Raw genomic sequence first — 24585 nt, forward strand, 5'->3', positions numbered from 1 at the left:
AGTTAATTTTCTATGGGCTTAATAAAAAGATGTTTTAGTTTAAGTATAAATCCTGCATTAGCTGATTAAATACATCTAAATTTTCCTTATTAACAACTAAACCGTCGTTAATACAGAATCTGGTAGGCTTATCTTTTTTTATTGCATTTAGACTGTTCTCCAGATTGCGGCAATCTAGACGAAAAAAATAATCTTTCTCTTGAATAAGATAAGCTTTTTTAAAATACAAGTTTATGAAGCAAGATAAAAAGACAGCATGTATGTTGTCATCAGTTCTAAAACGAGATTGACTTGTTGCCAAAAGTTTTTCTTTGATTGTATTGTTTGCCCACATTTGTTGATAACTGCTTTTAAATAAAGGAGTACATTGATGTATTGGAAAATGAAAAAAAGCATAGCCTAAGTTTTTGGGAGGCATATATTTTTTTTTAAAAATTTGATATGCATTAAAATAATGACGATCATGACCTGATATAATCCTCTTAGGTAAAATATTGGGTATGATTTTAGTGCTTACAGCGAATCGAGCTTGATTGTTATCAAAGAAATATTGTTCTGGCACTAGCCGACCAAGAAACATATCATTATTAAAATAAATAAATTGTTCATTAAGTGCCGGAATTCTGTGTAAGTTTGCTTCGATAGCAAGACTATTAAATGTTGGGGAAAATTGATCAATATGTATTTCCGGAGGGCAAATATCGATTTCATCGATCCAAATAATTTTTTTTTTAATGATTTGGGATAATCCATCAATTTTAGGAAATTGATAGCGTTTTTTTATAATAAAGATTTTTTCTATCCAAGGTGCAAATTTTTCTAGGCTTAATAGACTATAAAATAGCTCTCCATAATCTCGGAAGCGAGCCTTGTGAATGGAGCTTGATAAATTTGATGATATATTTTTGTATTGGTTAAATTCATCAAGCCATTGAGGATCATTACAATTTACCCAGGTATATACTGCATCTATTGGTTGATGCATTTTTTTGCTTCTCCTAAAGGTTCACACTTTGTACTATATTTTCAGAGCATTGGCATAGCAATGATCTGATGCTTGATTTATACGCCTGTTTGAATAAGAATTTAACTGATCATTTAAGAGTTCTTATCATCCTCTACTAATGGCCTTCTTTTGTACAACGACCTTTGTTCTCGAGGAGGGTAGATTTCCTCCTAATGCCTTATAAAGATTAATTTGAGTTACTTGAAGTCGAACCATATTTTGTAAATAAGCAAACTCTATGGAATTCAATTCTTCTTCTGCACGAAGCACTGTATTAAAATCAGAGGAGGCTTTATGATAAGCAGCTCGAGCCAGTTTTAAAGCAAGACGTTTTTGTTCCACTGCACGCTTGAGATGACTGAGACTTTTTTTATGATGCTGAAAATAATCATATTGAGTTTCAACCTCATGCAATGCACGCAATACAGCGATTTGATATTGGATGACTGCAATAACTTTTTCACGTTTTCGTAATTCAATACTATTGAATAAACCAACATTGAATAAGGGCGCTCCAAAAGTTCCAAAGAATCTGGATTCGGGATTTTGTACTGTGAAAAAATTACGTGCAGTAAGAATACTGCCTGCAATAGTTTGTGTTTGCCATCCTAATAACCATCCTACTGTGATTTGAGGCAATAAGTTTGACATGGTAACACGAATATTAGCATGAGAAGCCGCTACTCGTCGTTCCGCTGCTCTAATATCTGGCCGTCGACGTAATAGTTCAGCAGGAATTCCCAGATTAATATTTTGAGTGATTTGAGGAATTGGTTTAGGTGGTAATAATTTTTTTGCCAATACACCTGGATTATTTCCAGTTAATAACTCTATTTTGTGCAGTAGGGCGGTAATGTATGCTTTATTTTGTTCTAATTCAGCTGCTTGCGTTTCAATTAGTCCATCTTGTTGCGATATATTCAGGTAACTTGCATATCCTGCTTTATAGCGGGACTTGATAAATTGCAGTGTTTGTTTGTTGCCTGAAATATTATGGAGCAATACAGCATTTTTTGTCTGTGCTTCACGTAACTCCAAGTAGGAGGAGGCAATTTCGGAGTATAAATTAATCAAGGCAAAATCCAGGTCTGCTTGCTCAGCTTGTAAATTTGCTTTAGCCATTTGGTTCATTTGGCGCTGTTTTCCAAAAAAATCGGGATTTAAAGAGCCACTTAACGCAATCAGTTGATTGATATCAAATCCTGTTCCAGTAGGAGGGGACGCAGTAAGACCTAATGATGGCAATAATTGTGCTACAGCTACAGCGTGTTGGGCTCTTGCTACATTTACTCTTGCTTGTGCCATTTTTAAATTTAAACTATAGACTGCTTGTTGTTCAATCAGATCGTTTAATAAGGGATCGTGAAAATTACGCCACCACGCCTCTTCGTTGTTTACCAAGTTGGCACGTTGTACTTTGTGACCCCAGCTGGATGGCAGGGGAGTGCTGGGCGGAACATATTTTGGACCTATGGAACATCCATTCAGAATTAGAGTAACAACTAATGTAAAATAAGAAATATAATATTTCATGGGATGATCATGTCTTCTTTTTAACAGCAATATGGGCATCAAATTGTCGACCTGCAGCAAGATCAGGGTAATCTTTTCGATCAAAAAAGTATAAAGCTTCTTGTACTCGCGCGTTGAGGCGATCATTAGTAATAATGTAGCGATCGAGTTGAATAAAGGTTAAAGGGATCTTTAGTTTATCTCCAGTTAAATAAACGGAGGCCTCAGGGGAGTATTTTTTCGCATCTCGCTCTTCTATAGAAACTCGGACAATCACCTTTTGAGCATCTCCTAAGAGTATCACTTGACTTCCTGCTCCAACAAATTCATCAACATGCGCATTAATTTGTAAAACAATGCCATTTTTGGGCGAGGCAATGTAAAATTGATTCAGTGCCAATTTTGCATTTCTAAGATTCGCCTTTGCAGCATCTAAACTGTTCTGTAATTGTTTGATTTGAATTCTACCCATTTTCACTTCATATTCTTTTTCCCGTAATTCAGCTGGATTAAGAGCACGCTTATCAATACTCTTTAAACGTTTTAATTGCGATTGGGCATGCTTTAAGTTTTTTGTTTGGATCATGAAATTATTTTCTGCTTGTTGAAGCGCAATCTTACTGACGGTTACATTATGTAGTCCTATGGTGTCATCGAGTGAGAATAAAATTTCTCCTTTTTTTACCATCTGTCCCACTGTGACATTGATTTTTTTTACAATTCCACTTTGAATGCTGGGAACATGAGTCATATCGTTTCCAGAGTCAAGAATCGCGGGGGCAATTATTTCTTCAATTGCAGCAACTGGAACTGATATATTTTGAGCGGTTATCATTTTACGACTCAATAAAAAAGATGAGCATAAGCCAATGATCAAAAGTAACAGAAAACTCCCACCAATAATTTTTCTTTTCATACTGTTTCCTTTCGATAAGTTACTTGATAATCATTTAATCCCTTAAACTCAAGTATTTTATCCGCATGTGACATAATACGATAATCATGAGTAGAAATTAAAAAAGTACATCCATACATTTGAGCGTATTCCTGTATCAGCGAAAAAACCAAGTCACTGCTATCCCTATCTAAATTGCTGGTGGGTTCATCACAAAGAATTAAATGGGGTGCGCGAATTAATGCACGTCCCATCGCTATTCTTTGTTTTTGTCCCCCGGACAGAGTATCTAATTTGGAATGAATATGGATTTCCAATCCTAAACGAATCATCAATTGTTTTGCTTTCTGATGGGCTTTCTCAGGTGACTCCCCATCGATCAATAACGGCAACGCTACATTTTCAAGAGCAGACAAAGACGGAAATAAATGAAGATGTTGAAAAAGGAAGCTGATATGGGCGGCACGAAAAGCAACTTTTTTTTTCGGTGACATTTTATAAAGGTCATTCCCTGATATCGAACAAATTCCTTGATCAGGAGAGAGAATCCCTCCGGCGATCATGAGCAACGTTGTTTTTCCGCATCCAGATGCCCCTATTAACATGCCTATTTCGCCTGGATTAAGTGCTAATGAAAAATTATCTAATACAGAAATCGTGGTAGTACCCGTTTGGTAGGTTTTGCCAATACCCATACAATGTAAGACTGGAGATTCACTGGTATCCATTAATTTGAGTCGCGACATAATTCTACCGTATCCAAACGTAAGACTTTTAAGATAGCAAAATAGGATGAAAAAACAATGATTATTGATGAACCTAATGCACCTAATAAAGTGATCTGCCAAGTGAGATGGAATGCAACAGTAGTATCATGAAAAATAAATCCAAATAGGGCTGTTAATATTAGCCCAAGGGTATAGCCCAATCCACCGATAATAGAAGCTTGAAATAATACCATGTTAATTAATGATGAACTGGAAACTCCTAACATTTTCAACATGCCAAATTGATGAAGATGGGTTAAAACAAAATTAGTAAAAATCTGCCACATCATAACAAGTCCAATAATAAACCCAACAATGGCTATAGCAATAAACGCAATAATAATAGGTGTTTTTTCTCGGAAAAATTTATTGGCGCGATCGATGAATTGAGAGGGGGTTAATGGGAGAAGTCCCGTTGCATTGCGTATGGCAAAGGCAACTTGATAGAGATTAGATGAAGGCTTTAGTTTGACTAAAATAAAAGAAGGCTTATTAGAAATATTGGGGATATGATTGCTCGTCATATAAGCTTTAGGCTCGTACATATAAGTACGTAGGGGTTTTGTAATCCCTGTTATGATCCACTTATTTCGTCCTTCAACCAATTTGTCGCCAAGTTGGAGGGATTTTTTATTCGGTCTTTCAAACTGTTTTAACGCATAACCATCAATGATAATTGAATTGGCACGGTGGATTGTGGAGCGGTCGCCCGCAATCATAGTGTCAGGTAAGCCAAGTAGGGTGTCAGGATCTACCCCAATTAGCTCCCATGTTATAGTTTTCGCAGTTTTAGGATAAATCATCGTTTGCCAGGATCGATATATTTGTTTCGCCCAGAGTACTCCAGGAATACTACGAACACGATAGACATCTATAGGCCCAAAACGCACAGGATCAGCAAATGTAAATGAGTTGTCTGTCATAACCCATAAATCCACTCCAGTGATCGCCCGAATTGGTGCTACAATGCGATCAGTTACTCCTTGGTAAATAGCCGGTTGCTGCATGATAATGAAGGCAGAAAATGTAGCGCCAACTACCATACCAATAAACTTGCGTTTACTGTTCACGAGCATTTTAAAAGCGACTGAAAACAAATTGATATGTGTTACATTAAATAATGAGTGAGCTATTCTACGAATCATTTCTCTAAACTTGGTGCTCTGGGCAACCCTAATATGTTTATCCTTAACCATAACAGCACTTAGTAGTTTAAACATACCCTTTAGATAGCACAAGCTAATTTGAGATATTTAATGAGATGTTTTTCATAAATATTATGGTATACAACGAGTTAACATGATTTATTTGTACTATGACTTAGGCGTTGTATGTATTTTCATTGAATGCTGTTGTATAGTTCCAATCTGGATGTGTACTTGTTAGGGAATGAAATGGGTCGGTATTTATCAAAAAATCATCCTGCACAGATGTTTTTAATGTTATGGCGTCACCATAACCTTATTTTCCAACTCATTAAGCGAGATATCTTAATGAGATATCGTGGTTCTTTCGCAGGAGTATTGTGGCTAATACTCGCCCCTTTACTGATGCTAGGTCTTTATACGCTTGTGTTTAGTGTTTTTATGCGTATCCAATGGCCAGGTGTCACTAATAATCTAATGTATTCATTACTGATCTATGTGGGTTTAATCATTTTGAATTTTTTTTCTGAATGTATGAATCGCTCACCTATTATGATCGTTAGTAATGCTAATTTTGTAAAAAAAGTGGTTTTTCCTATTGAAGTTTTTCCATGGGTGATCATTGGAACAACTCTATTTCATGCAATGATTAATACGTTAATATTAGTAGCATTTTCTTTCTTTTTACTAGGAAAAATTAACATAACGATTTTGTTACTTCCTTTTTTGTTTCTCCCTTTAATCTTCTTTACTTTGGGTCTGAGTTGGTTTCTTTGTTCGGCAGGGGTATATATAAGAGATATTGCTCATCTGATGGCTTTTCTTTTACAAATTGTGATGTATCTTTCGCCTGTTTTCTATTCAATCAGTATGTTACCTGAGATGTTTCAAAAAATTTTACTCCTCAATCCATTGACTTTCATAATTGAACAAGCTCGAGGTCTTGTTATTTTTGGAACATTTCCCCAATGGACTACTCTAAGTGTCTTTTTTGTAATGAGTATGTGTGTTGCCTATATAGGATTTCTTGGATTTCAGAAAACAAAGGATGGTTTTGCAGATGTATTGTAGCTGAAATAATCTTCCATTATATAAGCTTAAAAGAGCGTCAATGTATATTCGCTACAATCAAATACACTTCCTTTATTTTTAATTCATAGGTATAGAGGCGCTCCTTTTTAATGGAGCCTAATTTTCAAATAATTATTTTAGGCTCTGTTACATTTCTACTATCTTGGTCACTAGCGAAATGTAAACAGAGCCTACTATCGAAAAATTTACGCGGGAATTGTGTTGTGGCATGATTGATACTTTTTATTGCTCAAAAAATCATGGTAAGTTTTTACAATTCCTTCTCGTAAAGAAGTCCGAGCAACCCAGCCAAGTTCTTTCATACGATCGATATTTAATAGTTTCCGTGGCGTGCCATCAGGTTTCTCTGGATCAAATGCGATAGTTCCAGTATACCCAATCACATCCATGATGAGTTCAGCTAACATATGTATACTCACATCCATTCCACTACCAATATTAAAGATGCCTTGAGCGGCAGGATGCTCCATAAGAAATACACAAGCATCGGCCATATCATCTACATAAAGGAATTCTCGTTTAGGCCTACCTGTACCCCAAATCAAAAGATGTTCATCGTGTCGCAATTTCGCTTCATGTGTTTTGCGGATCAGTGCGGGTAGCACATGGCTATTATGCAAATCATAATTATCATTGGGACCATAGAGGTTCGTTGGCATGGTACATACATATTGCGTCCCATACTGGCGGTTATAACTTTCACAGAGTTTTATCCCGGCAATTTTAGCTATGGCATAAGGTTCATTTGTTTGCTCTAAGGAATCTGTTAATAAATAGTCTTCGCAAATCGGTTGAGGACAATCTCGTGGATAAATGCAACTGGATCCCAAAAACAATAATCGCTTAACGCCAGCCTGCCAGGCAGCATGAATTACATTGGTTTGTATCATTAAATTTTGATAAATAAATTCAGCACGATAATAATTATTGGCATGAATTCCACCGACTTTCGCAGCTGCTAAAAAAACATAATCTGGTTTTTCTTGATTAAAAAATGCCATGACATCTGCTTGATTTGTAAGATCCAGTTCAGCACGGCTACGAAGAAGTAGATTTTTATATCCTTTCGCTTGCAATTGTCGAACAATAGCTGATCCCACCATACCGTGGTGACCAGCAACATAAATTTTTGATGAAGTATTTATCGTCGTATCTTTATTCGTGATAATCATAAGCTGCAAATCCATGTTGTTTTACTAACTCATCTCGTTGCGCTATTTTGAGATCTTCTAGCATCATTTCAGAAACCAATGATTGGAAGCTGGTTTTGGGAATCCAGCCTAATTTTTCTCTTGCTTTAGTTGCATCCCCTAATAAATTATCTACTTCAGAAGGACGGAAATAACGCGGGTCCACGCATACAATCTTGTTACCATTTTGATCACAACCAATCTCTTTATCGCCTTCACCATGCCAAGTAATGTTAATATTGACAACTTGTGCAGCTGCTTCTACAAATTCTCTGACACTAAATTGTTGGCCCGTAGCTATTACGAAATCTTCCGGTTGTTCCTGTTGTAGCATGAGCCATTGCATTTCTACATAATCCCGCGCATGCCCCCAATCCCGCATTGCATCCAAGTTTCCTAAATAGAGGCATTTTTGTAAACCCAGCTTAATTCTTGCCAGAGCTCGTGTAATTTTGCGGGTTACAAAAGTTTCGCCGCGGATTGGACTTTCATGATTAAATAAAATTCCATTACACGCATAGATACCATAGGCTTCCCGGTAATTAACAGTGATCCAATAAGAATAAAGCTTGGCAACAGCATAGGGGCTGCGCGGATAAAATGGTGTGCTTTCTTTTTGTGGCACTTCTTGCACTAAACCATAAAGTTCTGATGTAGATGCTTGATAGAAACGAGTTTTGCCATTCAGTTTAAGCAAACGAATGGCTTCCAGGATTCTTAATGTGCCAATCCCATCCGCATTAGCTGTGTATTCTGGAGTTTCAAAACTGACTGCAACATGACTCATTGCAGCAAGATTATAAATTTCATCTGGCTGAATCTCCTGAATAATGCGAATTAAATTCGTAGAATCCGTGAGATCCCCATGATGCAAAATAAATCTTCGATCTTCTTGATGAACATCTTGATAGAGATGATCAATTCTATCGGTATTAAATAAAGAGGAACGACGTTTAATTCCATGAACTTCATAGCCTTTACGAAGTAAAAGCTCTGCCAAGTAGGTTCCATCTTGCCCTGTAATTCCAGTAATTAATGCTTTTTTCATTTTTTCCCTTACGAAATACTTTTCTTAAAGTAAAGTTATATTCCATTGCCTTTAATAATTTTAAGCACGTCCATAATTATCGTGAAAGCGAACAATATCATCTTCACCTAGATATTCACCGCTTTGTATTTCAATCATTACCAAATCAATCACGCCTGGATTTTCTAAACGATGTTGATGACCTGCTGGAATGTAAGTAGATTCGTTGGTATTGACAAAAAAAGTCTGCTCACCATTTACTACCTTGGCCATACCACTTACCACTACCCAATGTTCGCTGCGGTGATGATGCATTTGCAGGCTTAGACTGGCTCCTGGTTTTACTTCAATACGTTTAATTTTGAAACGATGGCTTTCTTCCAACACCGTGTACGTACCCCATGGTCGATGAACAGTACGATGGAGCTTATGTGCGTCATGCCCTTGCATTTTAAGTTGTGTGTAAATGTGTTTCACATCCTGTGTGCGGGATTTATCAGCCACCAACAATGCATCAGGAGTATCAATGATAACGAGATTCTCAACGCCAACCGCACCTACAAGACGCTCATCACTTTGAATATAACAATTAGCGACGTCATGCAAAAAAGCTTCGCCTTCAATTCGGTTCCCTTGATTATCTGCTTCCACCAGATCACCTAATGTGGCCCATGAACCTACATCTGTCCAGTTGATATCACAGGGAACTACTGCGATTTCTGACGATTTCTCCATCAAAGCATAGTCAATTGAAATATCGGGTACTAAATTAAAACTCGCTGCATCCAGTTCAAGTTGGCTAAATCCTTTTCCTTCTGCATGACTGGATTGATCGATACAATGTTTGGCTGCAGATAAAATAGCGGGGCAATATTTTTCCATTAGATGCAGCACGCTCTCTACAGTAAAAAGAAACATGCCGGAATTCCATAGAAATCGATTCGTTGCCAAATAAGTTTGCGCCTTCTCGAATGAAGGTTTTTCAATGAAACGAAGTACTTGGGAACCTTCTGCTTCGATATAACCATAAGCAGTGCTTGGCGCATCAGGTTGAATACCAAAAGTGACTAATTGACCTTGCATCGCCAATTCCCTGGCTTGTGCTACCGCATTTTGAAAAGCATCTTGATCATGAATTAAATGGTCTGCCGCCAGGACCAGCATTAAAATATTTTCACCGTATATTTTGTTAATTTGCAAAGCTGCAATAGCAATCGCGGCCGCTGTGTTCCGCCCAAAGGGTTCTAGAATAAAAGAAGTTGAAACGGCGTTTTTATTAATCGCCCGATATTCGTCTTCTATCTTAAAAAATAATTCACGATGAGTTACTGTCATTACCTCTTTGACTTCGGGCAATAAGGATGCACGTAAAAAAGCTTTCTGTAATAGGCTTTGCCCATCATGTATTCGGATAAAAGGCTTAGGATGTAATTCTCGAGAAACTGGCCAAAGGCGCGAACCTGCACCACCACAAAGAATTATAGGTATTAACTGCATAAACTTCCCCTGTATTTTTGATGACATGCCTTTGTTCTTTTACTAAATGGTAAATTTAGCTTGCTCGTTAATGTAATTTAATTTTACTAAATTGTCGATGGACTCAGAGACGTTTCTTCTTTAAAAATTTTAAATTGCATAAAAGAATCAAGTACATTAGAATTTGCAAGCATAAGTTAAAGGGACTTAAATAAACTTAACTCGCTGTACAACTCGAGTCTAAATAAGGAAACTATGTCCTCCAAGACAAAAAGCTAGAAAACTGTTTTACTATTTGTCTTTCTTTAACCAAGAAAAAACATTTCTAATGTATTGCGCTACACAATGCGTTGAAGATGTAAATTTGTTGCCAAATGAGAATTAAAAAACTATAGGTGGAATGCAGTAATTAGCTGAAGCGCTAACTGCTTTGCTTTAGATTTAACGAAGAAAGGATGTCGAGTTAAGAGAAATACCGAATCAACATCTTACACTAGTATTTTAGTGTTACTGAGCACATGAAGAACGAGACATTGCACTGAGGAAAAACTTGTGTTGATTAGATGGGAATAAGGAGTGATGCCCATGTACTTGTTGCCTTTCGAACAAGCGCTTGCTGGAAAAAAAATATTAGTCACAGGACACACTGGATTTACAGGTGGTTGGACTTCTCTTTGGCTGCAACAGATTGGAGCCTCAGTTGCTGGTTTTTCTCTTCCCCCAGACACCAAGCCTTCATTGTTTGATGTCTTACAGTTGGAAGGTTCCGTTTTAACAACTTTTGGCGATATTTGTAATTTTGATGAACTCTTGCATGCAGTGGAGCAATTTCAGCCAGATGTTATTTTGCATTTGGCCGCTCAAGCATTAGTCAGACGCTCTTATCATCTCCCGGTTCGAACTTTTCTCGTTAATACTCAAGGAACAGCCCATGTCTTAGAAGCGGCACGTTTGATCAAATGCGTGCGTGCTGTGCTCTGTGTTACTACAGATAAAGTATATCAAAACCACGAATGGTTATGGCCTTATCGTGAGAATGATCCCCTAGGGGGAAAAGATCCTTATAGCGCATCTAAGGCTGCAGCAGAAATGGTAATTCATAGTTACTCTACCTCATATCCCTTCGCAGAGGGCAAGGGGCCTGCCATTGCTACTGCTCGTGGCGGCAATATTATCGGAGGTGGTGATTGGTCTGAAGATCGTTTGATTCCTGATTTTGTCCGAGCCATTATTGAAAATACTCCTTTAACATTGCGCTTTCCTGATGCAACGCGTCCTTGGCAACATGTGCTTGCTTTAATTCATGGGTACCTTATGTTAATGGCAGGGTTACTCTCTGAAGAACCTAATCGTTTCAGCCGTCCCTGGAATTTAGGGCCGCAAGAACCCTCTCAATATACTGTGCGAAACATGCTCGATCTCATAGGCCAACACTGGGCTTACCCTGAGTTAAATTACATGCAAAGTCCTTTGCCTGAAGCAGGTTCACTCGCCTTGGATAGTACGCTTGCTAGAGAAACACTTGGGTGGCGTCCTGTCTGGGATACGCAACGTATGATCGCCGAAACAGCGCTGTGGTACCGCGACTATTACCACAATCCTGGCAATGCACGGCAACTTACATTAAACCAAATTCAATCATGGCGCGAAGGGATTGGAAAATGAAGGTTATTATAGGGGCACGTAGTCGTTTAGGCCGCTCACTTGCACAATTTTCACCACTCGATAAACCAATTCTTTTAGATCGTAAGATTTATGATGGATGGTGGCAAAAAAATAGTGCAGATAAAATCTCATATTTTTTCGAAGATCTGCATAAAAAATGGAGGAGTAATGCGAGTGAGCAAACACCCGTGGTGTTTGTCCCTGCAGGTATACTTGATCCTAATCAACCGGAGATGGAACATTTCCAGGTTAACTTCTCATTAGCCAAAAACATAATCGAAGGAGCAGGGCGATTAGGTTTCCATACGGTGACTTTCGGCACAGTGATGGAAACGTTGATTGGGTCGCAGACGAGTAACGCTTATATTGCAAGTAAAACGCGTCTAGGGGACTATGTTACTAATTATTCAGTGAAGCATGCGACAGCATTGCATATTCGTCTGCATACTCTGTATGGAGTGGGATTACCCAGCCCATTTATGTTCCTTGGGCAAGTACTTCATGCTATTTTACATCACAGTGATTTTAAAATGTCACCAGGAAATCAATTAAGGGAATACCATCACATTGATGATGACGTACTTGCAATGATTAATTTAGTTCTTCTTAAAAAAAGTGGTGTTGTTGAGTTAAGTCACGGACAACCATTAACTTTAAAATACCTTGCTCATCATCTCTTTGCTGCGTTTGGATGTTTAGATTTACTACAGATTGGCGCTTTACCTGAACCCCTAAAGGATAATTGTGATCAAGTGTTTTCCCGTTCTACTTTCTTAAAGGATGAAGCGTTTCGGGATCCTTTACCCGCTATTGTTTCCTATTTACGGTCATGTCTACAGTACATCAAGGAGAGTGAACATGTCTAAATTAGAAGAGAGTACAAATCCAAAACAACAAAGATTACCGTTAATTTCTATCTCTATTCCTGTTTTAAATGAAGCCCTTAATTTAGATGCTCTTTATGAACGCTTATCATCTTTAGGTTCAAGATTGGCAGGGAAATGTCATTTAGAATTTGTATTCTCTGATAATCATTCCAATGATGAAACCTGGGATAAGTTATCTGCTTTGGCGACAACAGATCAACGAATAAAAGCCATTCGATTTTCTAAAAATTTTGGATTTCAACGTTCCATTCTTGCTAATTATTTTCATACCCGTGGGGATGCAGTGATGCAGATTGATGCTGATTTGCAAGACCCTCCCGAAATGCTTGAAAATTTTTTTGAATATTGGCAAAAAGGTTACATGGTAGTTTATGGTATTCGCAAAAAACGGCAAGAAAGCTGGCTGTTAAATAAATTTAGACAATTCGGTTATTGGGTCATTGATAAAATTAGTGAACATCCAATACCGCGTGACGCAGGAGATTTCAGACTCATCGATCGTAAGGTGATCACTGCGCTTTCACAAATAAAAACCTCAAATCCTTATATTCGCGGGATGATAGCAAACTTAGGATTCAAACAAATCGGCATTCCTTATGAACGTGAAGCGCGCATCGCGGGCGATAGTAAATTTAACATTACCCGTCTTGTCAGTTTGGGATTAACTGCCGTTTTTAATCATTCGTCAGTTCCGCTTCGGTTTGCTTCATTTACTGGTATTTTGATGCTGGTCATTAGTTTGTTAGGAAGTATTTACTATGTTTTTTTGAGAGTGCTTCATCCTGATTTACCGCGCGGCCTTGCCAGTATGCACATACTCGTTCTTTTCGGCATCGGTTTAAATTCTATTTTATTAGGTATTATTGGAGAATATTTGCTACGCATTTATCTTACTTTGCGCTCCGAACCTATTGCTGTCATTGAACAAAGCCTTAATTTTTCTGAAACGGAACTTAAATATTAACTAGGATGATATTATGAAAGCAGTTATTCTTGCGGGAGGATTAGGAACAAGAATCGCAGAAGAATCTGATTTAAAACCGAAACCAATGGTAGAAATCGGGGGACGACCTTTGCTATGGCATATTATGAAAACTTATGCACATCATGGCATCAACGATTTTATCATCTGCCTTGGCTATAAAGGATATCTCATTAAAGAATTCTTTTTTAATTATTATCGACATATGTCAAACATGTCGATTGATCTCCGGACAGGAGAGTATCAAGTTTTGGATAATCGATCAGAAAATTGGCGCATCACACTTATTGACACGGGTTCCGAAACCATGACAGGAGGGCGATTAAAACGAGCAGCCCCTTATTTGGATAATGAAACATTTTGCCTAACTTATGGCGATGGTTTGGCAGATATTGATATTACCAAGACCTTGGCATTTCATCGACAACAAGGAAAATTAGCAACCGTTACCGCGGTTCAGCCCCCAGGCCGGTTTGGTGTATTGAATCTTGATTCTCGTAATCGAGTACTCAGTTTTGAAGAAAAACCTAGTGACGAAATTGGCTGGATTAATGGTGGTTTTTTCGTGCTTGAGCCCCAGGTTATTGAATATATTCAAGATGATACTATCTCATGGGAACGCGAGCCGCTCACTAATCTAGCGCGTGATGGTCATTTAGCTGCGTACATCCACAACGGTTTTTGGCAGCCATGCGATACATTACGTGATAAAAGGATGCTTGAGCAACTTTGGAATCAAGGCAATGCGCCTTGGCAACTATGGGTAAACTAATGTCTAAGAAAAAATCCCACTGGCTTCGGCACATTTTAGGTCTGACATTAACCATAATTTGTCTTGGCTTGATCTTTAAGAACGTGGATTTTAAAGGTTTAAAGATAGCTTTAGCACAATTTCATTGGATGTATTTGATACCAGCTGTTTTATCTCTTTTAGTGGGCTATTCATTCCGGGTGATACGCTGGGCTATTATGTTGCAATCCGCTGGTTCAAAGATCAAAGTCAGAACTTGCATTGCACCATTTTTTGGTTCTTTCGCATTGAATAATGTATTGCCATTACGTCTTGGTGACGCGATGAGAGCCTTTATCTTTCCTTCAGCCATTGGGGTTGATAAAACCACCGCAACAAGCAGCCTTTTAATAGAGCGTTTGATTGATTTAATGACATTATTAGCCTGCCTCCTTATAAGTTTATTGATTATAAAAGATACAAAACTGCCTTCTTGGTTAGTACATTCCATAGTGAGTTTGGTGATTCTAGGAGGTACTACCTTTATCTTTTTGTTATTGTTTAGCGCTAAAATTGCGAAAATAATTACGAAATGGGTAAATAAGTACTCAGATAAAGAAACATTGGTAAGAAAATTATTAGCACTATGTGCTAAGCTTCTTCAAGATATTGCCCTAATGTCCAAAAGTTCAGTACTCTTAACGTTGTTGGGATTATCTTTATTAGCCTGGTTTTTTGAAGCCGGACTGTATCTCTTTGTACTCATGGGATTTGACCTCAGCAAGGGACTTAGCCTGGCTGTCCTCATCATGGCTATGGTTACCTTATCCACATTATTTCCTTCTTCTCCAGGATATATTGGTCCTTTCCACTTAGCTGCTTTTACCGCGTTAACTATGTTAGGAGGCAGCACGGAACAAGCTGCCAGTTATGCGGTTTTGGCTCATATTACGCTTTGGTTGCCAATCACAGTGATTGGCGGCCTCGTTGTATTATTTACCCCTGAATTATTCCGTTCTGTATGGCGGTACTCGAGTAAAAATAATACTGTTTTAACTAATCATTAAGGTAATGATACATGGAACAATATGATGTTGTTATTATTGGGGCAGGATTTACTGGACTTACTGCTGCTTATGTTCTATCAAAGCAGGGATATCGTGTACGTGCCATTGAAGCAGATGATACACCTGGAGGTTTAGCAGGAACATTTGAATTTGCAGATGGAGTGAGACTAGAAAAATTTTACCATCATTGGTTTAATAACGATCTTTATGTTCCTGAGTTGGTAAAAGAATTGGGAATGCAAGAGGACATCATAACGTTACCCTCCCGTACTGGGATGTATTTTAACGGCCGAATGTGGAAATTATCGACCCCCATGGATTTGCTCCGCTTCAAAGCCTTATCTTTTATTGATCGCATTCGTTTAGGTTTACTTGTCTTTCAAGTACGTAAGGTAAAAGATTGGCGCAAAATTGAACATTTGACGATTCGTGAATGGTTGGAACCACTATGTGGTAAAAATGTATATCGAACTGTCTGGGAACCTTTAATTACTTCCAAATTTTCCCTCTTTGCTGAAGAAGTTTCTGCTGTTTGGTTTTGGAAGAAATTATTACTGCGGGGTAGCACGCGCGATAAAAAAGGAGGGGAGGAGCTTGCTTATTTTAAAGGTGGATTCGGACGCCTTGCAGAAGCTATGGTTAAGGCAATACAAGCAGCCGGAGGTACCGTTAGCTTTAACGAAAAAGTAATTAGTGTTAACAACGATGGTCAATACCTACGCTCAGTGATTACAAATCAAGGAAACATAGAGGGGAAGCAATTTCTTTTTACTCCTGCTTTTGCCATCATTGCCAATTTGTTTGAAGGAACTGCCGATCCTGTGTGGATTGAACGCTTAAGACGGGTTAAATATTTAGGAAATTTATGTCTTGTCTTACGCTTAAAACAAAGTTTATCGAATATTTATTGGACGAATGTTAATGATCCCGGGTTTCCTTTTGTCGGTGTGATAGAGCATACCAATTTTGATTCTCCTGACAATTATCGTGGAACCCATATCGCATTCTTGTCGCGCTATCTTGCTGTTGAAGATCCGCTTTGGCATTACAGTGACGAACAATATCTCGAATTTGCACTCCAGCATTTAAAACGCATGTTTCCTAAGCTTGATCGTAGTTGGGTGTTGGAATACAAATTATGGCGTGCCGAATTCGCACAACCCGTTACCGAACGAAATTACTCACAATATTTACCTAATGAGAAAACGCCATACTCGAATGCATGGATATCTACTATGGCTCATATCTACCCAGAGGATCGCGGAACTAATTATGCAATTCGTGAAGGACGAAATATTGCTGAGAAAATAAGGTTGGGTCTTTTAAGTACCCCAATGAAGAATGCAAGTTCTACCAAAACATTCGAGAGGGTATAGCTGACATATAGAAGTGGGTAAGGAAATAAAACTTATTTTACATCATTATACTTTTAAGACGATTAAAGGGATTTATTATGTTGTTTACCACCCCCATGTTTTTATTTTTCTTTCTACCGATTTTTATTTCCCTCTATTATCTATGCCCAGCTCATGGAGAATGGCGCAATGTGTTTGCGTTAATTGGAAGCATTATTTTTTTCTCTTGGGGGGAACCGGTTTATGTTTTTCTTTTATTGTTTTTGGTTTATTTGGATTATCTTTTATCAAAAGCTGTATCGACAACATCTACTCTGTCCCTTCCAAGAAAAAAAATACTTTTAGGTTTGGGTGTTTTTCTGAATGTGAGTATCTTGATTGGATTCAAATATACTGCATTTATACTTAAAGATATTTTGTACCCATTGAATTTATATCATGGAGTTTTGCCTCAAGGCAGTGGGCCATTACTATTAGGAATTTCTTTTATCACATTTCATAAAATCAGTTATTTGGTAGATAGTTTTAAGGGAAGGGCTACGCCTCCGAGAAATTTTTACGATTGCGCACTGTATATTTTTTTATTCCCCCAACTGATTGCAGGACCAATTATTCGATATCATGATATTGGTAATCAAATCCAAAAAAGAACATATCCTAGTTCTTTATTTTTAGTTGGTTTTTTTCGTTTTTGTGTCGGATTTTCTAAAAAAATATTAATTGCTGATCAATTAGGTTTCGTTGCTGACCGTGTTTTTTCTCTCCCTATACATGAATTGTCTTTGGGCGCGGCATGGTCAGGAGCATTTTCTTATATGCTGCAAATTTATTTTGATTTTTCTGGATACTCAGATATGGCCATTGGCTTAGGTGCTATGATGGGTTTTCGTTTTCCCGAAAACTTTAATCAACCTTATTTATCTAAAAGTATCAGCGAATTTTGGCGACGATGGCATATTAGTTTATCCAGCTGGATGCGTTTGTATTTGTATATTCCTCTTGGGGGCAATCGAACTTCTAAATTCAGAGCCTTTGTTAATTTATGGATTGTTTTTCTGATTTCTGGTTTTTGGCACGGAGCCAATTGGACTTTTATAGCATGGGGGGCCTATTATGGTTTTTTCCTTTGCTTGGAAAAATATTGTTCAGAGCTCTATCCCAAACTAAAGGATTATTTTCCCGATTTGTTGCGTTTTGCTATGACCATGGTCATTGTTTTATTTGGTTGGGTACTTTTTAGATCACCAACATTTGCCTATGCTCTTGGTTTTATAAAAGTGATGTTGGGCATTACTACGTTGAAATTCAATCACCACCCCTGGGGTTTATTGATTGGCAATCGTGATTTGTTTTTATTACTTCTTGGTTCAATTATCGTATTTTTTAAAGTTCCTGGAAATACATTACGTTTGCCCGCATGGTGGCATAGTGCCTGGAGCGATACTATGGTGATACAGGGTATTAGGGAGCAATCATTTCTATTTGCTGCGACTGTGGTTTTGTTAGCATTGGCAACTATGGGGATGTTTAGTTCAGATTATACGCCTTTTCTTTATTTTAGGTTTTAGATCATGAACAGCAAAGAAAAGGTATTTACCCGAATATTTTCAATTATCATTGTACTGTTCTTATGTCTACCTCTTCTTCAATCGGTTTTTCATATTGTCCATGAAAAACCGTTGTATGGTTATGTGGAAAAGAATTTGGAAAAACCCAGTAGTTTGATAACGAGTTGGTTTGATAGGAAATGGCAAAAATATTGGGAAAACGTGTTTGATGAGAAAGCGGGATTTAGAACGGTTCTCATTCGCGGTTTTAATGAAATATCCTTTCGTCTTTTTTCAGAGATGCCACGCCTAAACCTTTATTCTACCAAGGAACATGGGCTATACCTCAAAGTATCGATTGATCAATTAAACAATGCATATACGAATCGCAAGAATTTAACCAAGTCTTATAATGAATTTGCTAAAAAAATTCAGAAAATTCAACAATTGCTAGAAGTCAATGGCAAGCATTTTGTCGTGGTTATTAGTAGTTCCAAACCTTATGTTCATCCCCAAGGGCTCGGTAAAAGATTATTAGTTTCTACAGATAAAAATCTATTTCGAAAAATAGCTAATCTTGGTTATGAGTTGAAAAAGCAAGGAGTGAATGTTATAGATTCCGCACCGTTTTTGCGCACACTTTATCGGAAGAAGGCTATTGAAACCCATGCGAATACAGGAGTTCATTGGAACTATTATACAGGATGCATGGTTGCTCAGCAGTTATTTGATAATGCCACGAAGACATTAACCGATATTCCTAAGCTTGAGTGCGGCAATCCAATTTACAAAAAACCAGAACTGGTTGATTTGGATGGTTTATGGCTGTTGAATGTATTTTCTAATGTTAATTTGGAAAAACTGAGTCCATACCCTCAACCCTCAGCGAGATTTTCTGCTAATTACCACCCTAAAATCCTTTTCGTAGGTGATAGTTTCATGGATCAAATCATATCTGCACTGGATCGTTCAAAAGCTTATGATGATTTAGTTTTTTCACGCTACTTCAAAACCCGAACAATTCATAAACCAGGACGCAGTTTCTCTTTTAACGATTTTCCTTCATTGACTGAAAAACAGATCCAAGGTGATATCTTAGATGATGTGATGAAGAGCGATTTAATTGTATTACAAATGGTGGATTACAATATTAATGCATTTGGGTATGGGTTTGTAGATGCTTTGTTGGAGCGATTAAATATCAGTACTAATCCCGAGGTTCAACCTCATTTCATACCCCCCATAGCTGAGATGGAAATTATTAATGTTAATAATGCATATCCTCAAGAAAAGAATGGGAGAAATTGGTGGTATTGGGTTAAGGATAAAATTATCTTCCAACTAAAACATCCAGATATATTTTTAGAAATGAAAAAAACAAGATTGTCTTTTGAGTACGATCTCCATGGGTCGCAACAATTAATCGTTTATTTGAAAGGAAAAGGTATTAAACATCAGATTATTATTGATCATGCTAAAAATGAAAAGAGAGCAGTCTATGAGCAGATACTTGATATCCCTCCTGAACTCCTAACTAAAATTATCATTACGACAAATGGGAACGCAACGCGTTTAAGTGAAGCCGATTCCAGACTTGCTGCTTATGCTATCTTTAATCTAAAAATTATTCCAATCGGTTAAACACATTGAGCTATCTCAAGTCCCGAAATTATCTATTTTGATATCATTTCCTCTATACCTCCCAAGCCTAAGATAAGAATTTTAAACATCTATTGTCGGACGTACTGATAAATTACGAATGATCCAAGCTGCTTTTCGCTGATCGTTTAAGCTCAAAGGAGACGATTTGCCGTTGGTTTCAATAACAATTTCTGTTAACTCATTGGGTGAAAGATTGATAATTTGACTAAATTTCAACAACTCATCTCCTTTACTATCCATAACTATATTTTTATAAACGCCATTTTTAGTCATAATGTGCAATGTTAGTTGTTGTTGACCTCTTGTTGAATATTCAAATTGCAACCGAGTATGTTTTATTTCTTTAGAAATAAAAAGGGGAGTTAATTTAAAATGTGCCTTATGTTCTACCCAATACCACCAATTATATTCATCGCTTTCTTTATCATATGTTCCACTGACATCAACAATTTGTACCCGTTCTTTGCCGGAGAGTATGCCTAATTGAATTGGACCAATGACTATGCCTTTATCCAAGAGCATTTTATTATTAACAGATTCAAGGACACACTGTTTTGCTTTCAAGCTCGGAGACTGTTGTGCCAATGGCAGCCAAGGTGAAATATAACCGTCATTACGCCAATCCGAATTTAATGTACGATCCGCCAAAAAATAAGTGATCATTTGTCTTAACTTATCATTTTTTTGCAGTGCAAGATAAATAGGCGCATCAGGCTGACAATTGGTTAAGACTTCTTTGCGAAGATTGAGATAAAATTGATCTAAATTGTTTATACCCTCATACTCTGCTAACAAGGGTTGAATTCGCATCATACTCAGCCATAAGGCACTCGATGAACTGATAAATAATACTACACTTATCGTTACATAAAATAACCTTTTACCACGCTGCCACCAACTCGCGAAAGCGAAAAGTAATATCGCCATCAGGAAAGGATGCGACCAGTCAGACAATTTAAACTGACTCCAACTTTGTCCTTTACCTATTGGAAACGGTGCTTGAACAAAATAACGGAAATAGATAAATCCAGCCCCTAAAACAAGTAAAACCATAATCGTGGGTAAAAAAACTCCACTCAATACAAAACGCTTTAGCTGCTTAACCCTTAGAGTCAAACAAGCAAATATCAAGAGCAAAATACAATATCCAGATAAAATATACCTGTCTGCATAACTAGGATCAGTCCACTCAAAAATATCCTTACCGGTATAATCAGGTTTAGTCCATTGGAAAATATCCCAAGCGCCGCCATGAATTCCTAATGCATGGGCTAGATAGCCAATTAACTTCCAATCCACGGCAGTACCTACAATCGTGTGAGATTGAAGACGCAAAGCGCTATAAGTACGCATTAACTCCATATTCAATATCACGAGAAAAAATAACAGAAATACCAAATAAAAAAGAGTGAAATTTTTCCAAGCATGAAAACGCCAAGCCACCAACAAACCGCTTGCTAAAACTCCAAATAAAAGAAATGGTAAAAATTCAGAATAGGCATAAACAGCCGCAGAGAATAGCAAAGCACAAGGGAGTGCCGGTTGAAGTAGGAGAATAGGTTTTCGGATTGTACTCAAGCGTTGAAATAAGGGTCCGAGAGTGAACAGTAATGCGGCGCCTAAAGCAAGACCAAGAGTTTGTGGTAAAAAACCAAAATGAGCGCCAAAAACCAGTCCACCTAAACTAAATCCAGGTAATGATAAAAGCACTAATTGTAGAAACCGGGGCATAGTTCTTAGTATCCCCACTAAAGGAAATCCAATTGCCAAGCAACAACTGGCTATACTGACAATAGCAACCGTAGGATACGCTTCATATGACCATTGAAGATGAAGCAATGCTTGTACTAATGCCAGTAAAAAACTTGCTCCCATCCTTAAACCTAAGGTTTGATAAAGAACGACCTGAGTTGTTGAGGGAGTTATACTATTTGGGGAAATCTGCTCGTAAAAAGCGTGCGTTTGTAACCAATTGCTATGTACTAAATAAGTAAATGCGTCATTATGGGCATTAAACCCCCCATACAGATACAGAGTCAATAATAAGCTGCTTCCACAAAGAAAAGTAAAAACGATCATCATTAAAGCATGAGATGACAGTTGCCAAGGATCTCGCTCACGTATAATAACGCCAATGAACACTATGATTACCAATAGTGGTAAAAATATTGTATTTCCCAGCGGCAAAAAACGTCCCAGAAGTGACGCTATGATGGTGAGCAGTGCCAAACCCAATATAGGGGATAGAAAAAATAAAGCAGGTGCATTCAATCGATAAGGAAAAAAAGCAGCACAACCTCGTCCTAACACTGTAGCGATAAATGTTAGTAAGGAAATCCCCGCGATAGTTATCCAAAATAGACTGGTTCCTAAAAACATTGTCATTTCCCTATTTTTTTTATTGAGACTAGACTTTCAAAAACCGAGTAGGTAGTCTATCAACTGTTTTTTAATCATATCCTGAACATTAACGATTTCAAAGGCTGACTCTGATCAAGTACAATACTAAATTACCTATACTGCATGGTAACTTTTTTTTAACCTCGGATGATGTATGCTGAATGCAGCATAAGCAGCATCATAACCTAATATTTAAGCCTCGTTAATGCATCGAGCCCATGTTGCAACTATTTTTATCCCCATAGTGTTAAACTGTGGGATGATATATTTTCTGACCATTAGCAGTATTAACTTGATTAGGAACAAATAGAAGCCAAAAGAAAAGAATATCAGAAGGATTGTTACTGATGCGGGTATATCCGGGTAACTTCACTGTAGCAAATTTCTCTATTGATTCTATTGATGTTGATGGACGTATAGCAATTACCACAAGATCATATTTTTTTACAGAAGCTTTTTCTTTAAAAGAGTTTAAACTATCAGTTAATTCAATATTATTTTGATGTTTTTCACCAAAAAATGGCAGAACTGCTGAACCAATTTCATTGAATAATAAAATATTCTTATTATGCATTTTATCTAAATTCAGCTCTTTTAGATTATTGTTCAGGATAGTCCATAGGTACGGATGACGAGCGACTTTTCTTTCCATTTCTGATTGTTTCATCGCTCTATTATAGGAAACAGGAAATAGCTCTCCAGGTTGTAAAAAAGTAAAAATACTATTAATCATTATTATAATAGCAGAACAAATTACCAGAAATTTGTTGTGATAATAATTGGATACTAACTGAGTTTTAAAATGAAAAGGCAATGCTATTATAAAGGTGACTAGCACCAATAGATATGGGGCGAAATAACGAAAACACCATGGATACCAGGGTAGGTTTATTAATAAATAACTAAAGCCTATTCCCAGAAAAAAAATAACAATCCTATAACGATAATTTTGCAATTTTTTGTATGTGGAAACATTATGCTTTCTTAACCATAGGCTATAAATAAACCAAAGTAGGATTGGAAAAGCTAGAAATCCAAGACCATAATTCAATACCGGATACCCTGGATGTAGTGAAAAAAGAAACGAAATATCACTTCCTGAGTGAATTATCCCCTTTAAGTTATTAATAATATTATTAAATGATGGGTAAGGCGATTCTAGATGTTTGAAAAAAGAACCGAAAGTAAAATAATTTAGAATATACTTGCTATTTGCAATGGCAAATAGAAAAATACTACCTAGAAATATTAGCCAATTGCTTTTTTTATTAGGTAGAAAAACAACTAGGAAGAAAAGGAAACTGATCACTAGGGCTACGAAAGGTAGAACAATTATTTTTGCTCCCATCGCGAGTCCAAATGAAGTATAGGCAAAGAGTAAATTTAAAACACTGTTTTGTGAGTCTTCTTTAGCTAAAGCACGAAAAGTAAAGCCTAAACCGATTGCAAAACAAGTGATTGCAAATAAATCTCCTTTAATTGTACTAGTTAATCCTAGAATAACTGGGGTAGTAGCTAGTAATAAACCTGCTAAAAGCCTAAAACGTACAGGAACTGCAAATATCGCACTTAACCAACTATAACCCAGAAAACTAAGTAACCAAATTTCAACATTCCCAAAAGAGCAAGCTTGTTCTTTACCGACGCACAACAAATAAAATAGGCAATTTAATTCACCATTCCATTCATTGCTGAAAATATTTATAGCCTTTGTAGGTTGTATAATAAATAAAGTGTGATAATGCGCGTAAAAATCAATACGTGTTAATCCATAGGTAATAGCATCCCAAGTATTATCATAATAATATAAACTTCGATAAGTTAGAGTCAGAAAAATCGTTAATGCACCGATGATAGTGATTAAACTATTAGTGTTCATCAATAATTTGTAATTACTTAGTTTTAATTGGGGGCTTTCATTTATTCTCATACAAAAAATCAAAAGAAAAAAATTAAAGAGTATTAATCCAATCCACATGTAGAAAGTAGTTAACATGTTAAAACCAGATAAAATCAACATCCATAAAATATAAAAACATTGGGCAAGCATCCAAGCCCCAAGAATACAACCAAGGAGATCTGAATATTGTTTTATAAAAAGTCGCGCAATCAATCCGACTGATAGAATTTTAAGAAAAAAAACTAAAAATAAAACTGAAGCAAATTGACTCATTTATCAT

Annotated in this window: 19 protein-coding genes; 9 read left to right on the forward strand and 10 right to left on the reverse strand. The window is 37.1% G+C overall.

Features of this window, described 5'->3' with window-relative positions:
* Positions 1–34 precede the first annotated feature (34 nt).
* The 5 genes from LXO92_RS08905 to LXO92_RS08925 form a co-directional block, all read right to left on the reverse strand.
* Positions 35–985: a Stealth CR1 domain-containing protein gene (locus LXO92_RS08905; RefSeq protein ID WP_232890808.1), complete on the reverse strand. Its 951-nt coding sequence runs from the start codon at positions 983–985 to the stop codon at positions 35–37.
* Positions 986–1111: 126 nt separating this feature from the next.
* Positions 1112–2539: an efflux transporter outer membrane subunit gene (locus tag LXO92_RS08910; RefSeq protein ID WP_232890809.1), complete on the reverse strand. Its 1428-nt coding sequence runs from the start codon at positions 2537–2539 to the stop codon at positions 1112–1114.
* A gap of 7 nt (positions 2540–2546) precedes the next feature.
* Positions 2547–3434 (reverse strand): efflux RND transporter periplasmic adaptor subunit, encoded by an 888-nt coding sequence (locus LXO92_RS08915; RefSeq protein ID WP_232890810.1) that lies wholly within the window; start codon positions 3432–3434, stop codon positions 2547–2549.
* Positions 3431–4159: an ABC transporter ATP-binding protein gene (locus LXO92_RS08920; RefSeq protein ID WP_182352343.1), complete on the reverse strand. Its 729-nt coding sequence runs from the start codon at positions 4157–4159 to the stop codon at positions 3431–3433. Before LXO92_RS08920 ends, LXO92_RS08915 begins: the two co-directional genes overlap by 4 nt.
* Positions 4141–5400, reverse strand: a complete 1260-nt coding sequence (locus tag LXO92_RS08925) for an ABC transporter permease (RefSeq protein ID WP_232890811.1) — start codon at positions 5398–5400, stop codon at positions 4141–4143. Before LXO92_RS08925 ends, LXO92_RS08920 begins: the two co-directional genes overlap by 19 nt.
* Before the next feature lie 174 nt (positions 5401–5574).
* On the opposite strand from LXO92_RS08925, the gene LXO92_RS08930 reads away from it, so the two are divergent.
* Entirely contained in the window at positions 5575–6396 is an 822-nt protein-coding gene (locus LXO92_RS08930; RefSeq protein WP_232890812.1) for an ABC transporter permease, read from the forward strand.
* A gap of 206 nt (positions 6397–6602) precedes the next feature.
* Here the strand turns inward: LXO92_RS08930 and fcl are convergent, their stop codons facing one another.
* From fcl to LXO92_RS08945, 3 genes are read right to left on the reverse strand one after another with little or no spacing between them, the layout of a single operon-like run.
* Complete coding sequence (gene fcl, locus LXO92_RS08935; RefSeq protein ID WP_232890813.1) at positions 6603–7589, reverse strand: GDP-L-fucose synthase; 987 nt, start codon at positions 7587–7589, stop codon at positions 6603–6605.
* Positions 7573–8655 (reverse strand): GDP-mannose 4,6-dehydratase, encoded by a 1083-nt coding sequence (gene gmd, locus LXO92_RS08940; protein WP_182352347.1) that lies wholly within the window; start codon positions 8653–8655, stop codon positions 7573–7575. The genes fcl and gmd overlap by 17 nt, the downstream gene beginning before the upstream one ends.
* Positions 8656–8715: 60 nt before the next feature.
* Positions 8716–10131, reverse strand: a complete 1416-nt coding sequence (locus LXO92_RS08945; protein ID WP_182352348.1) for a mannose-1-phosphate guanylyltransferase/mannose-6-phosphate isomerase — start codon at positions 10129–10131, stop codon at positions 8716–8718.
* A gap of 564 nt (positions 10132–10695) precedes the next feature.
* Between LXO92_RS08945 and rfbG the strand changes: the two genes are divergently transcribed.
* The 8 genes from rfbG to LXO92_RS08985 all read left to right on the forward strand — a co-directional run bounded on the left by rfbG (position 10696) and on the right by LXO92_RS08985 (position 19984).
* On the forward strand, positions 10696–11775 hold the full coding sequence (gene rfbG / locus LXO92_RS08950; protein ID WP_232890814.1) for a CDP-glucose 4,6-dehydratase: 1080 nt from the start codon (positions 10696–10698) through the stop codon (positions 11773–11775).
* Positions 11772–12641 carry an NAD-dependent epimerase/dehydratase family protein gene (locus LXO92_RS08955; protein WP_232890815.1) on the forward strand — a complete coding sequence of 290 codons (870 nt, stop codon included), beginning with the start codon at positions 11772–11774 and terminating at the stop codon, positions 12639–12641. Before rfbG ends, LXO92_RS08955 begins: the two co-directional genes overlap by 4 nt.
* Positions 12634–13626: a glycosyltransferase family 2 protein gene (locus tag LXO92_RS08960; RefSeq protein WP_232890816.1), complete on the forward strand. Its 993-nt coding sequence runs from the start codon at positions 12634–12636 to the stop codon at positions 13624–13626. Before LXO92_RS08955 ends, LXO92_RS08960 begins: the two co-directional genes overlap by 8 nt.
* A gap of 13 nt (positions 13627–13639) precedes the next feature.
* A complete protein-coding gene (gene rfbF / locus LXO92_RS08965) occupies positions 13640–14416 on the forward strand; it encodes a glucose-1-phosphate cytidylyltransferase (RefSeq protein ID WP_232890817.1) in 777 nt (258 codons plus the stop codon).
* Positions 14416–15441: a lysylphosphatidylglycerol synthase transmembrane domain-containing protein gene (locus LXO92_RS08970; RefSeq protein ID WP_232890818.1), complete on the forward strand. Its 1026-nt coding sequence runs from the start codon at positions 14416–14418 to the stop codon at positions 15439–15441. The genes rfbF and LXO92_RS08970 overlap by 1 nt, the downstream gene beginning before the upstream one ends.
* An 11-nt stretch (positions 15442–15452) precedes the next feature.
* Positions 15453–16817, forward strand: a complete 1365-nt coding sequence (locus LXO92_RS08975) for an NAD(P)/FAD-dependent oxidoreductase (protein ID WP_232890819.1) — start codon at positions 15453–15455, stop codon at positions 16815–16817.
* Between the two features lie 77 nt (positions 16818–16894).
* Complete coding sequence (locus tag LXO92_RS08980) at positions 16895–18364, forward strand: MBOAT family O-acyltransferase (RefSeq protein WP_232890820.1); 1470 nt, start codon at positions 16895–16897, stop codon at positions 18362–18364.
* Between the two features lie 3 nt (positions 18365–18367).
* The gene (locus LXO92_RS08985) at positions 18368–19984 is read left to right on the forward strand and encodes an alginate O-acetyltransferase AlgX-related protein (protein ID WP_232890821.1); all 1617 of its coding nucleotides are present in this window, start codon (positions 18368–18370) and stop codon (positions 19982–19984) included.
* 81 nt (positions 19985–20065) lie between these two features.
* Here the strand turns inward: LXO92_RS08985 and LXO92_RS08990 are convergent, their stop codons facing one another.
* Positions 20066–22384, reverse strand: coding sequence for a hypothetical protein (locus tag LXO92_RS08990; RefSeq protein ID WP_232890822.1), 2319 nt, complete (start codon positions 22382–22384; stop codon positions 20066–20068).
* 268 nt (positions 22385–22652) lie between these two features.
* Positions 22653–24578 carry a hypothetical protein gene (locus LXO92_RS08995; RefSeq protein WP_232890823.1) on the reverse strand — a complete coding sequence of 642 codons (1926 nt, stop codon included), beginning with the start codon at positions 24576–24578 and terminating at the stop codon, positions 22653–22655.
* Positions 24579–24585 lie beyond the last annotated feature (7 nt).

Source organism: Legionella resiliens (genome assembly GCF_021344005.1).
GTDB lineage: Bacteria > Pseudomonadota > Gammaproteobacteria > Legionellales > Legionellaceae > Legionella > Legionella resiliens.

What these genes read in the sequence shown, in the direction of transcription:
- LXO92_RS08905 (WP_232890808.1), bottom strand. Translation starts at nt 985, where the DNA reads ATGCATCAACCAATAGATGCAGTATATACCTGGGTAAATTGTAATGAT.
- LXO92_RS08910 (WP_232890809.1), bottom strand. Translation starts at nt 2,539, where the DNA reads ATGAAATATTATATTTCTTATTTTACATTAGTTGTTACTCTAATTCTG.
- LXO92_RS08915 (WP_232890810.1), bottom strand. Translation starts at nt 3,434, where the DNA reads ATGAAAAGAAAAATTATTGGTGGGAGTTTTCTGTTACTTTTGATCATT.
- LXO92_RS08920 (WP_182352343.1), bottom strand. Translation starts at nt 4,159, where the DNA reads ATGTCGCGACTCAAATTAATGGATACCAGTGAATCTCCAGTCTTACAT.
- LXO92_RS08925 (WP_232890811.1), bottom strand. Translation starts at nt 5,400, where the DNA reads ATGTTTAAACTACTAAGTGCTGTTATGGTTAAGGATAAACATATTAGG.
- LXO92_RS08930 (WP_232890812.1), top strand. Translation starts at nt 5,575, where the DNA reads ATGGGTCGGTATTTATCAAAAAATCATCCTGCACAGATGTTTTTAATG.
- fcl (WP_232890813.1), bottom strand. Translation starts at nt 7,589, where the DNA reads ATGATTATCACGAATAAAGATACGACGATAAATACTTCATCAAAAATT.
- gmd (WP_182352347.1), bottom strand. Translation starts at nt 8,655, where the DNA reads ATGAAAAAAGCATTAATTACTGGAATTACAGGGCAAGATGGAACCTAC.
- LXO92_RS08945 (WP_182352348.1), bottom strand. Translation starts at nt 10,131, where the DNA reads ATGCAGTTAATACCTATAATTCTTTGTGGTGGTGCAGGTTCGCGCCTT.
- rfbG (WP_232890814.1), top strand. Translation starts at nt 10,696, where the DNA reads ATGTACTTGTTGCCTTTCGAACAAGCGCTTGCTGGAAAAAAAATATTA.
- LXO92_RS08955 (WP_232890815.1), top strand. Translation starts at nt 11,772, where the DNA reads ATGAAGGTTATTATAGGGGCACGTAGTCGTTTAGGCCGCTCACTTGCA.
- LXO92_RS08960 (WP_232890816.1), top strand. Translation starts at nt 12,634, where the DNA reads ATGTCTAAATTAGAAGAGAGTACAAATCCAAAACAACAAAGATTACCG.
- rfbF (WP_232890817.1), top strand. Translation starts at nt 13,640, where the DNA reads ATGAAAGCAGTTATTCTTGCGGGAGGATTAGGAACAAGAATCGCAGAA.
- LXO92_RS08970 (WP_232890818.1), top strand. Translation starts at nt 14,416, where the DNA reads ATGTCTAAGAAAAAATCCCACTGGCTTCGGCACATTTTAGGTCTGACA.
- LXO92_RS08975 (WP_232890819.1), top strand. Translation starts at nt 15,453, where the DNA reads ATGGAACAATATGATGTTGTTATTATTGGGGCAGGATTTACTGGACTT.
- LXO92_RS08980 (WP_232890820.1), top strand. Translation starts at nt 16,895, where the DNA reads ATGTTGTTTACCACCCCCATGTTTTTATTTTTCTTTCTACCGATTTTT.
- LXO92_RS08985 (WP_232890821.1), top strand. Translation starts at nt 18,368, where the DNA reads ATGAACAGCAAAGAAAAGGTATTTACCCGAATATTTTCAATTATCATT.
- LXO92_RS08990 (WP_232890822.1), bottom strand. Translation starts at nt 22,384, where the DNA reads ATGTTTTTAGGAACCAGTCTATTTTGGATAACTATCGCGGGGATTTCC.
- LXO92_RS08995 (WP_232890823.1), bottom strand. Translation starts at nt 24,578, where the DNA reads ATGAGTCAATTTGCTTCAGTTTTATTTTTAGTTTTTTTTCTTAAAATT.